We start from the raw sequence: 12,530 nt of genomic DNA, 5'->3' as shown, positions 1-12,530 counted from the left end.
CGCTCCTGAGGCTTCTGCCTGAATTCGGGTCAGGAGTGACCACCACCGCGCTGCGCGGTGGTGCGGGTGGGGATCGAGAGGGGGCCGGTGACTGATGGGCCACGCGACCCACGCGGGGTCACTGCATGACGAACTCGGTGAGGTACACCTTCATGACCTCGCCCTCGTAACGCTTCTTGACCTCGGCGTCGAGGGCCTTGCGAGCCGCCTCGCGCCCCTTCGGGGTGAGCAGCTCGGCATAGGTGCGCTGGCCGAAGATGCCGATCGCGGCATCCCTGGCCTTGGCCCCGTTGAGGGGGTCCTTGCCGTGGCTGGAGGCGGCGTCGGCGGTCTCCTGCAGCGACAGGCCGACCTTGAGGAACCGGCCGTCGGCCAGGTTGAGGGTCAGGGGTTCGAGGTCGACGACGGGGCCGGCGACCGGTTCCGTGGCTGCGGCCGAACCGGACGGCTTGAGGAAGAAGAAGTAGCCGGCGCCGGCGAGGACGACCGCTGCGACGACGAGCATGATCAACGACTTCTTGCCCTTGGCCTTCGGCTCGGGGGCGGCGGCCACGGGGGCCGCTGCGGTGGCGGTGGACATGGTCAGTCTCCTGGGAGGGACGGGATGGACGAGGCAGACCCGGCCGAGCTGGTGCCCGGGTCGGCCAGGGCGTGGACGACGATGGCCACACGGCGGTTGCGGGCGCGGCCCGCGGCGGTGGCGTTCGAGGAGAGGGGACGCTGGTCGGCATACCCGGAGGCGGAGATCCTGGTGCCGTTGACTCCTCGGGTGAGGACGTAGCGCAGGACGGTCGTGGCTCGTTCGGTGGACAGCTCCCAGTTGGAGGGGAACTGGCCCGAGATCGGCACGTTGTCGGTGTGTCCCTCGACCGTGAGCTCGTTGGGCAGGGTCTTCAGGATCGGGGCCACGGCGTCGAGCACCTTGCGACCCTCGGGCCGCAGCGTCGCCTCGCCGGCGTCGAACAGCACGCGGTCGGTGACGACGTTGACGACCAGGCCGTGGTCCCGGACCTGGAACTGCACCGACCCCGACAGGCCCTTGGCTGCCAAGGACTTCGCGATCCGGTCCCGGATGGCGGTGAGGTCGTCCTTCTGGGACGTGCCGGTGCCGGGTCCCTTGCCCGGGCCCTTGCCGGCGTCGGCCTGACCGCTGCCCTTCCCGGCGTCGGTGGGCTGACCGGAGGTGGTCGGCTTCACCAGGACGGGGACGATGCTCTCCGGGCGGGTCGGCCCGACGGCCTTGCTGTCGGGCTGCCCCTGGACCCCGCCGTTGAGGATGCCCGTCGAGCTGGAGACCGCGGCCGGCTCGCCGAAGTACTGCTCGAGCCCGTTGGACAGGGCGATGAGCTTGGCCTGGTCGACCTGGCTGATCGCGAACAGCACGATGAACAGCGCCATGAGCAGGGTGATCATGTCGGCATAGCTGAGGAGCCAGCGTTCGGCGTTCTCGTGCTCGGGCTCCTCGTGCTCCTCGGCGCGACGACGGCCGCCGCCGCCGCCGGGCCGGGAGCTCACGCCGCCTCCGCCGGCCGCTCGGCGCGACCGGCGCCGTCGTCGGCCAGGGCCGCCCGGAGGCGCTTCTCCACGACGCGCGGGCTGGTGCCCGACTGGATGGCGAGCACGCCTTCGAGCAGCAGCTCCATGTGACCGATCTCGGCCTCGCTGACCCGCTTGAGCTTGCTGGAGATCGGCAGCCACATCGCGTTGGCGCTCATGACGCCCCAGAGGGTGGCGACGAACGCGCTGGCGATGAGCTCACCGAGGGTGGCGGGAGAGTCGAGGTTGCCCAGGACGTGGATGAGGCCGATGACCGTGCCGATGATGCCGATGGTCGGGGCGTAGCCGCCCATGTCGGCGAAGAACTTGATGCCGAGCTTGTCGCGCTTGCGGCGGGTGGAGATCTGGGTGTGCAGCACGTCGTAGATCTCGTCGGCGTCGGTGCCGTCGACGGTCATCTCGATGCCTTCGCGCAGGAAGGGGTCCTCGATGCTGCGGGCCCGCTCCTCAAGCGCCAGCAGGCCCTCGCGCCGGGCGATGTCCGCCATGGCCACGAGCTCCTCGACGACGTCGTCGCTCTTGGGCGCCTTGGCGGTGAACGCCCGGACGAGCTGCTTGCCGATCACGGCCATGTCGGTGATGAAGCCGCCGGCCATGGCGGCGCCGATGCTGCCCACGAAGACCAGGATGATCGGGGGCATGAGCAGGATGGAGGTGGGCGAGGCCCCCTCCATGATGAGGGAGGCGAAGACGGCCCCGAGGACGACGACGATGCCGAGGAGGGTGGCGATCTCCATGTCAGTGGTCCGTGTCCGGGACGGCGTGCAGACCCGAGCGCTGCGACGGCGAGTGCTGGACGAAGTCGGCTGCGGAGATGACGGCCGCCCGGAAGTCGCGCACCTCCGCGACCACCTGCTCGACCGTCTCGGTCACCACGTAACGAGTCCCACCCACGAGGGTGATGATGGTGTCGGGCGTGGCCTCGACCCGCTCGATGAGGTCGGGGTTGAGGGCGAAACAGGTGCCGTTGCGGCGCGTGACAGCGATCATGGGGCGTCCATCCTTGGGTCCAAGCAAGCGCGACCATCCGTGGCGCGCACCCCTCTCATCGGCAGCCGCGCGGCATACCTGAGGTCTTGCGGTGACCAGCTCGGGGAACGGCTGCGAGGCAGGACCACGAGCCGGTATGGCGCGGGCACCCCTCCCCGCGCACGGCGACGGGCGATGGGGCGCGGCTCTCCCGCACCCCACCGCCCGGCGGTGGTCGTCCTGAGCCGGTGGCTCAGCGCTTGAGGTTGACCAGGTCCTGGAGGATCTCGTCGGAGGCGGTGATGACGCGCGAGTTCGCCTGGAAGCCGCGCTGGGCGACGACGAGGTTGGTGAACTCCTGGGCCAGGTCGACGTTGCTCATCTCGAGCACACCGCTGTTGAGCTGGCCGCGGCCACCGGTGCCGGCGACGCCGACCTGCGGCTGGCCCGAGTTGGCACTCCCGCGCCACATCGAGTCACCGGCCTTCTCGAGGCCACCCGGGTTGGCGAAGTTGGCGATCGCGACCTGGCCGAGGTTCTCGGTGCGGCCGTTGGAGAAGACGCCGACGAGGATGCCGCTGGTGTCCATGGAGAAGCTCTGCAGCTGACCCATCGTGGAGCCGTCCTGGGTGCGGGCGGTGGCCGAGCTCGACCCAGCGAACTGGGTCAGCGGCGTCGCGTCCCCACCGATGCTCATCGTGACGTCGGAGGGGAAGGTGTAGCCCGCGGTGCCGAGCGCGCCCTTGGTGAGGGTCATGGTGTCGGTGTTGAACTTCTGGGAGGTGACGTTCCACGTGAGGTTCGCCGTGCCGACGGAGACGGGGTTGCCGCTGGCGTCCGGGACGGTGGTCGTCGCGGTCCAGGCGTTGGCGCCGGTCTTCGTGTAGGTCGTCGTCGTGGGGATGGTCTTGCCCTGCCCGTCGACGATGTCGATGCTGTGCGTCACCTGCGCGCCGGTGGCGGCATCGGCCGGGAGGTTGCCCCCGATGTCGATGCTGCTCGTGGCGTTCGGGGCCAGGACCTGGCCGAAGGGCAGGCGCAGCCCGCTCGTCGAGGCGTTGGTGTTGATCGCGCCGTTGACGGCCGGCCACCCCTGGACGGTGGCGCCCTCGGGGGTGGTGAGGTTGCCGAGCGCGTCGAACGAGAACGCACCGGCGCGCGTGTACATCGCCTGCCCGTCCTTCTGGACCATGAAGAAGCCGTCGCCCTGGATGGCCATGTCGCCCTGGCGACCGGTCACCTGGGTGCTGCCCTGGCTGAAGTTCGTCGTGATGCCCGCGACGCGGACACCGAGGCCGACCTGGGCGGCGTTCGTGCCACCGCCACCCTGGGAGGCGCCACCGGCGTTGCGGACGGCCTGGCTCAGGGTGTCCTCGAAGACGGTCTGGCCGGACTTGTAGCCCGTGGTGTTGACGTTGGCGATGTTGTTGCCGATGACGTCCATCATCGTCTGGTGGCTGCGCAGGCCGGAGACGGCGGAGAAGAGCGAACGAAGCATGGTCAGTCCTTTGCGGGGGTGGTGGGAGAGGAAGACGGGGCGGTGGAGGTGGTGGCTGCCACCTCGGTGACCGTGCTGAGCGGCACCTCGGTGTGGTTGACGATGAGCTTCGGCCCGGCAGCGGTGAGCTTCACCGAGTCGACGGTGCCGCTGGCAGTCGCGCTGCCGACGGAGTAGGTGACGCTCCTGCCCACGAGGGACAGGGCGTTGAGGCTGTTCTGCCCGGCGAGGACCGAGGCGTTCTGGGCGACGAGCTCGTGGAGGGTCTCGACCATCTGCATCTGCGCGGTCTGGGCCATGAAGGCGGCGCTGTCCACCGGCTTGCTGGGGTCCTGGTACTTCAGCTGGGCGACGAGCAGCTTGAGGAACGCGTCCCCGCTGAGGTCGGTGCCGGACGAGCTCGCGGTGGCGCCGGTGGTCGAGGTCGCGGCTGCCGCGTTGGCCGCTGCCTGGCTGTTGAAGGCAGCGGCGGCCGCCGCCGTGCTCGAACCGATCGGGGTCGTCATGGTCGGGCTCACATTCTGACGTCGAGGGCGACGTCGTGGGACAGGGATCGGGAGGCGGGGTTCAGGTCCGGCAGGGCCGTGCCGCCGGTCGTCGTGCGGTGCTGCGGCGCGGCGCCCGGAACCGGCCGGGCAGCGCGCCCCCCGCTCGCATCGGTGCCGGCACCGGTGTCCCGGCCGAAGAGGTCGGACGGGCCGGACCGGACGTCCATGTCCGCGGTCCGCAGGCCCGACTGCTCGAGCTGGGCCCGCAGCTCGGGCAGCCCTAGGCGCAAGGTCTCCCTCGTGACGGCGTCGGCGGCGATGAGGTGCAGGGCGACCTCTCCCCCACTGAGCGACACCTGGACGCGGACCTTGCCGAGGTTCTCGGGCTCGAGGTGGACGGTGACGCGGTGCGTGCCGTCCGGGCCGGTCAGCAGCGGTGACACGGCGCCGAGGACCTGGGCCTGCGTCGACAGGGGCACGACCGGGTTGGCAGCCGGGGCGGTGGCGCCCGGGGTCGCGACGGTCGCGCCGGTGGACGGAGGTGCCGCTGCCGTTGCCGCCGCGGCGTCGACGGCGGCGGTGGGGAGACCGACCGCTGCCTGCTGCGGCACGGCCGACGTCGACGTCGACGTCGTGAGGGGCACAGCGTGGGCCTCGAGGGTGACCAGCGCACCATCCGCCGCTGCGACGGTCGGGCCCGTCGAGGAGCCCGTCGTGCCGTCGCCCGTGGTGCCGGTCGGACCGGCGAGGGCGGCCGGGCGGCCGTGGACGAGGGTGGGCACGGGCGAGCCGTCAGCCGGGCCGGACCCGGTCTGGCCCGAACCGGGCTGACCCGGCTGGCCCCCGCCGTGCGCCCCGGCGTGGCCGTCGGTCGGCTGGCCCGCCGCGGAGTGGGTGGCGGGCGTGGCACCCGGTCCGGTGGCGTCAGCGGCCGGCGCTTCCGCGGTCGGTGCCGCCGCGTCGGCCGCGGTGGCCCCGGCCGGGCGGGTGGGCGCTGCCGTCGTGGCGGCCTGCGTCGCCGCGACGACGGTCTCGTCGGAGCTGGTCCGCATCGTCGGTCCCCCAGTAGGTCCTCCCGTCGTCATGGCTGCGGCCGCCTGCTCCAGGCCGCCGGCTGCGAGTGCGGAGTCGACGACGGGCGCACCGACGGTCGAGGTGCCGGTGCCCGCCTCGAGCGACGTGGCCGCTGCAGCGTCGGAGGACGGCTGCGACGCCGCAGCGTCCGGGGTGGGCGCGGCGTGACCGTCACCCCCCGGTCGAGCGACGTGGACCTCGTGCTGTGAGCCCCCGGCCAGCTCGGCACGCACCGGTCGGTCGCGGTCGCTGCGGACCTGCCGGTCCTCGTGGATCGGCGAGCCCGGGCGCATGACCGCGCGGTCCCGCGGCGGGCGCTGGCTGCGCTCGCGGGCCCGCTCCGAGGCCGTCGACGGCTCGGACCGCTCACGGGAACGGTCCGCCCGACCGGCGTCGAGCTGTGAGCGGATCGCGACCTCGAACCCGGCACCGTCGTCGGAGCCACTGCGCAGCGTCGACCTGGCCGACGGGGCCGGGGAGGACGTGGTGGGGAACGCTTCGACGCGGCTCATGCCGCACCTCCCATGTAGCCGAGCACGCGTTGCACGTACTGCTGGGTCTCGCGGTAGGGCGGCACACCGCCGTAGCGCTGCACGGCGCCCGGACCGGCGTTGTATGCCGCGATGGCGAGCGGTGTGGAACCGAACCGGTCGAGGTGGCTGGCCAGCAGCCGGGCAGCGCCGTCGATGGCCTGCGCGGGGTTGCGCGGGTCGACGCCGAGCCCGCGGGCGGTCGCCGGCATGAGCTGCATGAGGCCGACCGCCCCGGCGTGGCTGACCGCGTTCGGGTTGAAGCCGCTCTCCGCCTCGGCGACCGACGTGAGGAGCGCGACCGGGACGCCATACCGCTGGGCGGCGCCGGCGAACAGGCCACTCAGGCTGGTGGGGACCCCGTTCGGGCCCGCACCAGTGGCTGAGGCGCCGACCGCCGCGGGGGACGTCGCCTGCGGCAGGCCGATCGCGGCAACGAGGTCGGAGGACGGGCCGGCTCCGGTCAGGGAGGCGGGGGCCGAGGCCGACATCGAGGAGAAGCCTGAACCGCCTGCAGCACCGGACGCGGCGAACGCCTGGTCCGCCGGGGACGCGATGCGCCGGATCGCCGTGGGGGTGCGGTAGACGTCCTGGACCTTGACGTGGTCGCCGCTGTGGGGTGCGACCACCATCTTGCCTCCGCCGACATAGATGCCGATGTGGTCGACGGGGTCGCCGAAGGCTACGAGGTCGCCGGGACGGGCGTGCGCGAGGTCGGGCACGGCCGTGCCCATGCGTGCCTGGTCGGCGGCCACGCGGGGCATCGAGACCCCGATGTCGCCGTAGGCGCGCTGGACCAGGCCGGAGCAGTCCAGACCCTTCGCCGGGTCGGTCCCACCCCAGAGGTAGGGGACACCGAGGTACTTGGTGGCGGCGGCGACGGCTTGGGCACCGGTGTCGCCTCCGACGCCCACACCACCCTGGGCTGCCTGCGCCTGCAGGGACTTCGCCTGGTCGATGGCGGTGCCGAGCGCATCGGCGAACGACGTCGTGGTCGAGCCGGAGCTGCTCGCCGTCGATGCCGCGCCGGCACCTGGGGCCGGGCTCGGGGCTTGGGCGGGCGCGGCCACGGAGAAGCGGCTCTCGATGGCCGCCATGCGGGCGAAGGCTGCCGCGGGGCCCACCGTGTCGATGCTCATGACAACACCCTCCGCACCGCTCCGGAGCTCTCCTCGGCGTTGCGCTGGTCGGCCGCCAGCATCTCGCGCAGCATGACGAAGTCCTCTCTCTCGACCAGGCGCTCGAGACCCGACGTACGGGTCATGGCCTCGGTGAGCAGGGCCCGGGCGCGGTCGCTCTCCCCGACGGCCAGCTCGTGCCGGCTGCGGGTGACGGCGACCTGCTCGGCCCGCCCCCCGGCCATGGCGCGGGCGGCCACGAAGGCTGCGGCGCCGAGCACCTGCGGCACCGCCACGCCCGCGGCGTAGCGCTCCCGGGCCCGGTCCGCGTGGGACTCGGCGACAGCCGCAGCTGCCAGGGCGCGCGCGAGGTCGGCCTGGCGGCGCTCCTCCTGGATCTTGCGCACCTTGAGCACGACGGCGAGACGGTCGCGGCGGGTCGTCACAGTGCACCTGCCAGCAGGTGCAGGGCCGACCAGCTCTGGTCGAGGTCGGCGATGTCGTCGAGGTCCTGGCGCAGGAACATGTCGATCGGGCCCGAGGCCTGCAGGGCGCGGTCCACCAGCGGGTTGCTCCCGGCGACGTAGGCGCCGATCTCGACGAGGTCCTTCGCGTCGCGTCGGGCCGCGAGCAGCTGGCGCAACGAGGAGGCCGCGGCCCGCTGGGGGCCGTCGGTCAGGGCGCGGGTCGTGCGCGAGACCGACTCGAGGACGTCGATGCACGGGAAGTGGCCCGAGGTGGCCAGTCGACGGTCCAGGACGATGTGCCCGTCGAGGATGGAGCGGACCGAGTCGGCCACCGGGTCGTTCATGTCGTCGCCCTCGACGAGCACGGTGTAGAGACCGGTGATGCTGCCCGAGCTCGAGGTGCCGGCGCGCTCGAGGAGGCGCGGGAGGAGCCCGAAGACCGACGGCGGGTAGCCGCGCGTGGCCGGCGGCTCGCCGGCGGCGAGGCCGACCTCGCGCTGCGCCATGGCGACGCGGGTGACGCTGTCCATGCAGAGCAGGACGTCCTGGCCCTGGTCCCTGAACCACTCGGCGATGCGGGTGGCGGTGAACGCTGCGTGCAGGCGGACGAGGGCCGGCTCGTCGGAGGTCGCGACGACGACGACCGCCCGGGCGAGGCCCTCGGGACCGAGGTCGTGCTCGACGAACTCGCGCACCTCGCGGCCGCGCTCGCCGACCAGGGCGAGCACGCAGACGGGGGCCTCGGTGCCGCGGACGACCATGGACAGGAGGCTGGACTTGCCGACACCGGAGCCAGCGAAGATGCCCATGCGCTGGCCGCGGCCACAGGGCACGAGGGTGTCGATGGCGCGGATGCCGAGACCGAGCTGGGTGTCGATCCGATCGCGGGTCATGGCCGGTGGCGGCGTGCCCTCGGACGTCTCCCACGTGACGTCGGTGAGCGCGGGACCCCCGTCCATGGGGCGGCCGAGGGCATCGACGACACGGCCGATGAGGCCGGCGCCGACGGGGACGCGCAGGGGCCCGCCCGTGGACGCGACGACCGCACCGCGACGCACGCCGCGCAGGTCGGAGACGGGCAGGCACCGTGCGGCGTCCCCGTCGAGGGCGACGACCTCGGCGAGGATGGGGCCCTGGTCCCCGGTGACCTCGACGGCCTCCCCGACGGCGACGTCGAGACCGGAGACCTCGATGCCGACGCCGAGGGCGCGGGTGACCCTTCCGGTGACCCGGGGCCGGGCAGCCCGCAGCAGCTCGTCGAACGCGACGGTCATCGAGCCAGCACCTCCCGGACGCGGGCGAGTGCCGCGCCGAGCTGGGCGTCGATCGTGCGGTCGCCGATGCGGACGATGCAGCCGCCCCGTTCGACGCCGGGGTCGGGGACGACCTGCACCGCACAGCCCGGCACGAGGTCGGCGACGGACTCCGGCGTGAGGGCGGTGTCGTCCGGGTGGATGTGGATGGTGACGTCCGAGCCTCGCGGCACATCGGTGAGGGCCCGCTCCACGGCGTCCCTGGCAGCGCAGCCGTCCACGCGCAGGTGGTGCCCGACGAGGGCCTCGGCGATCTCGACCGCCATCGGCACCGCTGCGGCATACACGTCGGTCACGGTGGCTGACGCAGCAGCGCCGGCCACGGCGGTGCGCAGGGCACCCAGGGCGGCTTCCCACTCGCGGTCACGCTCGGCCCGCTCGGCCTCCGCGCGCGCGGAGGCGCGCTCGGCCCACATCGCCTGCTCGCGAGCGGCCTGGGCGAGCCCGGCCTCGTACCCGGCCTCGCGACCCTCCTCGTACTGGCGGGCCCGCTCCGACGGCGCACCTGAGCCGAGCACCGAGGCATGGGTGAGCTGACGACTCGAGAACGCCGCGGGGCGGGCCGACGCCGTCGCGCCGTTGCGCAGCAGCACCGTCGACGGGCGCAGGTCAGAGGACGAGGTCATCGCCGCCACCCCCGCGCGAGATGATGATGTCGCCGGACTCCTCGAGGGAGCGGATCAGGCGGATGACGATGGCCTGCGCCTCCTCGACCTGCTTGAGCCGCACCGGCCCCATGACCTCGATCTCCTCGACGAGGGTGGCGCCGGCGCGCTCGGACATGTTGCGAGTGATCTTGTCGCGCACCTCCGGCGAGACGCCCTTGAGCGCGAGCGCGAGCTGCTTGGTGTCGGCCTGGCGCAGGACGGCCTGCACGGCACGGTCGTCGAGGCCCACGATGTCCTCGAACATGAACATGTGCGCGCGGACCTCCTCGGCGAGCTCGGGGTCGCGCTGCTCCAGGCCCTCGAGGATGAGGCGCTCGGTGGACCGCTCGGAGCTGTTGATGATGCCGACGAGAGGGCCGAGCCCACCGACGGAGGAGTAGTCCGAGCTCTGGACGAGGTTGGCCAGCCGGCGCTCGAGGTGGCCCTCGACCTGCTTGACGATCTCGGGGGACGTGCGGTCCATCACGGCCAGACGGTGGGCCACCTCGGCCTGCATCCCCTCGGGCAGGCCGCTGAGCACGACGGCGGCCTGCTCGGCCGACATGTGCGCGAGGACCAGCGAGATGGTCTGCGGGTGCTCGTCCTGCAGGTAGGTCAGGAGGAGACGGGCGTCCACGCGGCGCAGGAACTCGAACGGCGTCTGCTTGAGCGAGGACGACAGCCTCGAGAGCACCTCCTTGGCACGCTCGGGCCCGAGGGTCTTGACGAGCATCTCCTCGGCGAGCTCGAGGCCGCCCTGGATGTAGAACTCCTGGGCGCTGACCATCGCCTCGAACTCACCGAGCACGGCGTCCTGCGTGGGCAGGTCGGCGCCGTCGAGGCGCGCGATCTCGGAGGTCAGCGCCTCGACCTCGCTGGGGCGCAGCGACCGCAGCACGTGCGCGGAGTCCTCGCTGCCGAGCTGGACGAGGAGGACTGCCGCCTTGCGGAGCCCGGTGAGCTCCATGGTGGTCAGGGACATCAGCTGCCTTCCGCGATCCAGCCGCGCAGGAGGCGGGCCACGTCGTCGGGCCGCTCACGGGCCAGGGTGCCGATGGACTCGCGGGAGCGCGCGCGCTGCTCCCCGGCCGACTCACGCTGGGGCAGGCTGTGCCGCAGCTCGGCCTGCTCGAGCAGGGAGTCGACGGGGGCCGGCCCGGTGGGCACGCGGTACACCTCGATCTCCTGCGGTGCGGCAGGTCCACCGCGGCGACGCGAGCGGATCAGGCCGATGACGAGGGCGAGGAGGATGAGGACGCCGAGGCCGATGGTCTTGCCGAGGCTGATCAGGTCCGCCTGCTTCTTGTCGGCAGCAGCCTGCTCCAGCTCCTTCTGCGCGGCCGCGGCCGCGGTCGTGTCGAAGGCCATCTGGCTGACCTGGACGACGTCGCCACGCTTGGAGTCCAGCCCGGCGGCGGCGGAGACGAGCGAGCTCAGCTGGTTCTGGTCGACCGCGCCGGCCGACTTGGAGTCGAGCAGGACGGCGACGGTGAGCCGCTGGATCTTGCCGGGCGCCGTGGTGGTCTGCTCCTTGTAGGTGCCCACCGCGTTCGTCTGGCTCGAGTCCTCCTTGACGTAGCTGTTCTTGCCCGAGCCGCTCGTGGTCGTGCCGACGCTGTCGGGGCCGAGGACGCCACCGACGGGTGCGCCCCCGGCGCCCTTGTAGGTCTCCGTGCTCTTGGTCTGCGTGAGCGTGGTGTTGGGCTTCGTCGGGACGTACTCCTGGCGGTCGATCGTCTGCTGGTCGAAGTTGAGCTGGGCGTCGACGCGGACGACGGCCTTGCCGGGGCCGACGACCTTGTCGAGCATCGACTGGACCGCCGCTGCGGTGGCGTCGGACACGGCGATCTTCTGGGCCTGGCGGCCGTCGGCGCCGGCGCTGCCGCTGCCGCTCTCGCCGGCCGTGTTGAGGACCTTGCCGCTGGCGTCGGCGACCGTGACCTGCGTGGGGTCCAGCTTCGGCACCGAACCGGCGACGAGGTGGACGATGGAGTCGACCATGGTCGAGGACAACGTCGCCCCGGGCGCGGTCTTGACCAGGACCGAGCCGGTCGGCTTGGCGGCGTCGGTGGTGAACACGTCGTCCTGCGGGACTGCGAGGTGCACGACTGCGGCCTGCACGCCGTCGATCGACTCGATGGTCTTGGCCAGCTCACCCTCGAGGGCCCGCTGGTAGGTGACCTTCTGCTGGAAGTCGCTGCTCGTCATGCTCTGCTTGTCCAGCAGCGAGTAGCCCTGGGTGCTCGAGTCGCCGGCGGGCAGGCCCTCACCGGAGAGGGTGATGCGGGTCTGGTAGACGTCGGCCTGCGGCACCATGACGGTCTGGCCGCCGTCGGCCAGCTGGTACGGCTCGCCGGAGTCGGTGAGCTTGGCCGTCACCGCGGCAGCGTCGGTCGAGCTCAGGCCGGTGAAGACGGGGGCATAGGTCGGCTTGGACACCCACGACACGAACATCACGCTGCCGACGACGACCGCGAGCGCCGCCGCGGCGGTCACCACACGCTGACCGGGCGTGAAGCCGCTGAACAGCCTGCTGAAGCGGGCGAGCATCGCCCGCGGGTCCAAGCCGTTCACATCGGCATCCTCATGATCTCGGTGAACGCCTCGACGGCCTTGTTGCGCACAGCCACGGTGAGCTGGGTCGCGACAGCGGCTTCATTCGCGGCGATCGTGTACTGGTGCACGTCCTGGAGCTGGCCGGTGACGGCCTGGACGCCGAGCTTGTCGCTCGTCTGGTGCAGGGACTGGAGCTGGTCGAGGCCCTTCTCGATGGCGTTGCCGAACCCGGCTGGGTTCGACGCCGTCGGCGGGGTGATGGGGCTGACGGTCGGCAACGAGCCGATCGAGGAGATGGGGGGGATCACCATGG

The 12,530-nt window shown here is 72.3% G+C and carries 14 protein-coding genes; all 14 read right to left on the bottom strand.

The annotated features are described in order from the left end of the window. Positions 1-118: 118 nt before the first annotated feature. Positions 119-580, bottom strand: a complete 462-nt coding sequence (gene fliL, locus ABEG17_RS09795; RefSeq protein WP_406833099.1) for a flagellar basal body-associated protein FliL — start codon at positions 578-580, stop codon at positions 119-121. A gap of 2 nt (positions 581-582) precedes the next feature. Then, positions 583-1,515 (bottom strand): OmpA family protein, encoded by a 933-nt coding sequence (locus tag ABEG17_RS09790; protein WP_406833098.1) that lies wholly within the window; start codon positions 1,513-1,515, stop codon positions 583-585. After that, complete coding sequence (locus ABEG17_RS09785; RefSeq protein WP_406833096.1) at positions 1,512-2,294, bottom strand: motility protein A; 783 nt, start codon at positions 2,292-2,294, stop codon at positions 1,512-1,514. Before ABEG17_RS09785 ends, ABEG17_RS09790 begins: the two co-directional genes overlap by 4 nt. A gap of 1 nt (position 2,295) precedes the next feature. Continuing rightward, on the bottom strand, positions 2,296-2,547 hold the full coding sequence (locus tag ABEG17_RS09780; protein WP_406833095.1) for a flagellar FlbD family protein: 252 nt from the start codon (positions 2,545-2,547) through the stop codon (positions 2,296-2,298). A gap of 232 nt (positions 2,548-2,779) precedes the next feature. After that, entirely contained in the window at positions 2,780-4,024 is a 1,245-nt protein-coding gene (locus tag ABEG17_RS09775) for a flagellar hook protein FlgE (RefSeq protein ID WP_406833094.1), read from the bottom strand. A gap of 2 nt (positions 4,025-4,026) precedes the next feature. Beyond that, entirely contained in the window at positions 4,027-4,530 is a 504-nt protein-coding gene (locus ABEG17_RS09770) for a flagellar hook assembly protein FlgD (RefSeq protein ID WP_406833093.1), read from the bottom strand. An 8-nt stretch (positions 4,531-4,538) separates the two neighbouring features. Then, the gene (locus tag ABEG17_RS09765; RefSeq protein WP_406833092.1) at positions 4,539-6,098 is read right to left on the bottom strand and encodes a flagellar hook-length control protein FliK; all 1,560 of its coding nucleotides are present in this window, start codon (positions 6,096-6,098) and stop codon (positions 4,539-4,541) included. Further along, positions 6,095-7,255: a transglycosylase SLT domain-containing protein gene (locus tag ABEG17_RS09760; RefSeq protein ID WP_406833091.1), complete on the bottom strand. Its 1,161-nt coding sequence runs from the start codon at positions 7,253-7,255 to the stop codon at positions 6,095-6,097. Before ABEG17_RS09760 ends, ABEG17_RS09765 begins: the two co-directional genes overlap by 4 nt. After that, positions 7,252-7,680, bottom strand: a complete 429-nt coding sequence (locus ABEG17_RS09755) for a hypothetical protein (protein WP_406833090.1) — start codon at positions 7,678-7,680, stop codon at positions 7,252-7,254. Before ABEG17_RS09755 ends, ABEG17_RS09760 begins: the two co-directional genes overlap by 4 nt. After that, positions 7,677-8,975 carry a FliI/YscN family ATPase gene (locus ABEG17_RS09750; protein ID WP_406833089.1) on the bottom strand — a complete coding sequence of 433 codons (1,299 nt, stop codon included), beginning with the start codon at positions 8,973-8,975 and terminating at the stop codon, positions 7,677-7,679. The genes ABEG17_RS09755 and ABEG17_RS09750 overlap by 4 nt, the downstream gene beginning before the upstream one ends. Continuing rightward, complete coding sequence (locus tag ABEG17_RS09745; protein WP_406833088.1) at positions 8,972-9,640, bottom strand: FliH/SctL family protein; 669 nt, start codon at positions 9,638-9,640, stop codon at positions 8,972-8,974. The genes ABEG17_RS09750 and ABEG17_RS09745 overlap by 4 nt, the downstream gene beginning before the upstream one ends. Continuing rightward, entirely contained in the window at positions 9,624-10,643 is a 1,020-nt protein-coding gene (gene fliG / locus ABEG17_RS09740) for a flagellar motor switch protein FliG (RefSeq protein WP_406833087.1), read from the bottom strand. The genes ABEG17_RS09745 and fliG overlap by 17 nt, the downstream gene beginning before the upstream one ends. After that, the gene (fliF, locus tag ABEG17_RS09735; RefSeq protein WP_406833086.1) at positions 10,643-12,235 is read right to left on the bottom strand and encodes a flagellar basal-body MS-ring/collar protein FliF; all 1,593 of its coding nucleotides are present in this window, start codon (positions 12,233-12,235) and stop codon (positions 10,643-10,645) included. Before fliF ends, fliG begins: the two co-directional genes overlap by 1 nt. Then, the gene (locus tag ABEG17_RS09730) at positions 12,232-12,528 is read right to left on the bottom strand and encodes a flagellar hook-basal body complex protein FliE (RefSeq protein ID WP_406833085.1); all 297 of its coding nucleotides are present in this window, start codon (positions 12,526-12,528) and stop codon (positions 12,232-12,234) included. The genes fliF and ABEG17_RS09730 overlap by 4 nt, the downstream gene beginning before the upstream one ends. Positions 12,529-12,530 lie beyond the last annotated feature (2 nt).

Origin of the sequence: Pedococcus sp. KACC 23699, assembly GCF_045348425.1 — a bacterium.
GTDB lineage: Bacteria > Actinomycetota > Actinomycetes > Actinomycetales > Dermatophilaceae > Pedococcus.
Note: the sequence above shows the minus strand (reverse complement) of the source record. Positions and strands in the feature narration are given on the sequence as shown.

Bases quoted from the DNA above. Each gene is read 5' to 3' on its own strand.
- ABEG17_RS09770 (WP_406833093.1), bottom strand. From the start codon at position 4,530: ATGACGACCCCGATCGGTTCGAGCACGGCGGCGGCCGCCGCTGCCTTC.
- fliL (WP_406833099.1), bottom strand. From the start codon at position 580: ATGTCCACCGCCACCGCAGCGGCCCCCGTGGCCGCCGCCCCCGAGCCG.
- fliG (WP_406833087.1), bottom strand. From the start codon at position 10,643: ATGTCCCTGACCACCATGGAGCTCACCGGGCTCCGCAAGGCGGCAGTC.
- ABEG17_RS09780 (WP_406833095.1), bottom strand. From the start codon at position 2,547: ATGATCGCTGTCACGCGCCGCAACGGCACCTGTTTCGCCCTCAACCCC.
- ABEG17_RS09730 (WP_406833085.1), bottom strand. From the start codon at position 12,528: ATGGTGATCCCCCCCATCTCCTCGATCGGCTCGTTGCCGACCGTCAGC.
- ABEG17_RS09745 (WP_406833088.1), bottom strand. From the start codon at position 9,640: ATGACCTCGTCCTCTGACCTGCGCCCGTCGACGGTGCTGCTGCGCAAC.
- ABEG17_RS09765 (WP_406833092.1), bottom strand. From the start codon at position 6,098: ATGAGCCGCGTCGAAGCGTTCCCCACCACGTCCTCCCCGGCCCCGTCG.
- ABEG17_RS09750 (WP_406833089.1), bottom strand. From the start codon at position 8,975: ATGACCGTCGCGTTCGACGAGCTGCTGCGGGCTGCCCGGCCCCGGGTC.
- ABEG17_RS09760 (WP_406833091.1), bottom strand. From the start codon at position 7,255: ATGAGCATCGACACGGTGGGCCCCGCGGCAGCCTTCGCCCGCATGGCG.
- ABEG17_RS09775 (WP_406833094.1), bottom strand. From the start codon at position 4,024: ATGCTTCGTTCGCTCTTCTCCGCCGTCTCCGGCCTGCGCAGCCACCAG.
- ABEG17_RS09785 (WP_406833096.1), bottom strand. From the start codon at position 2,294: ATGGAGATCGCCACCCTCCTCGGCATCGTCGTCGTCCTCGGGGCCGTC.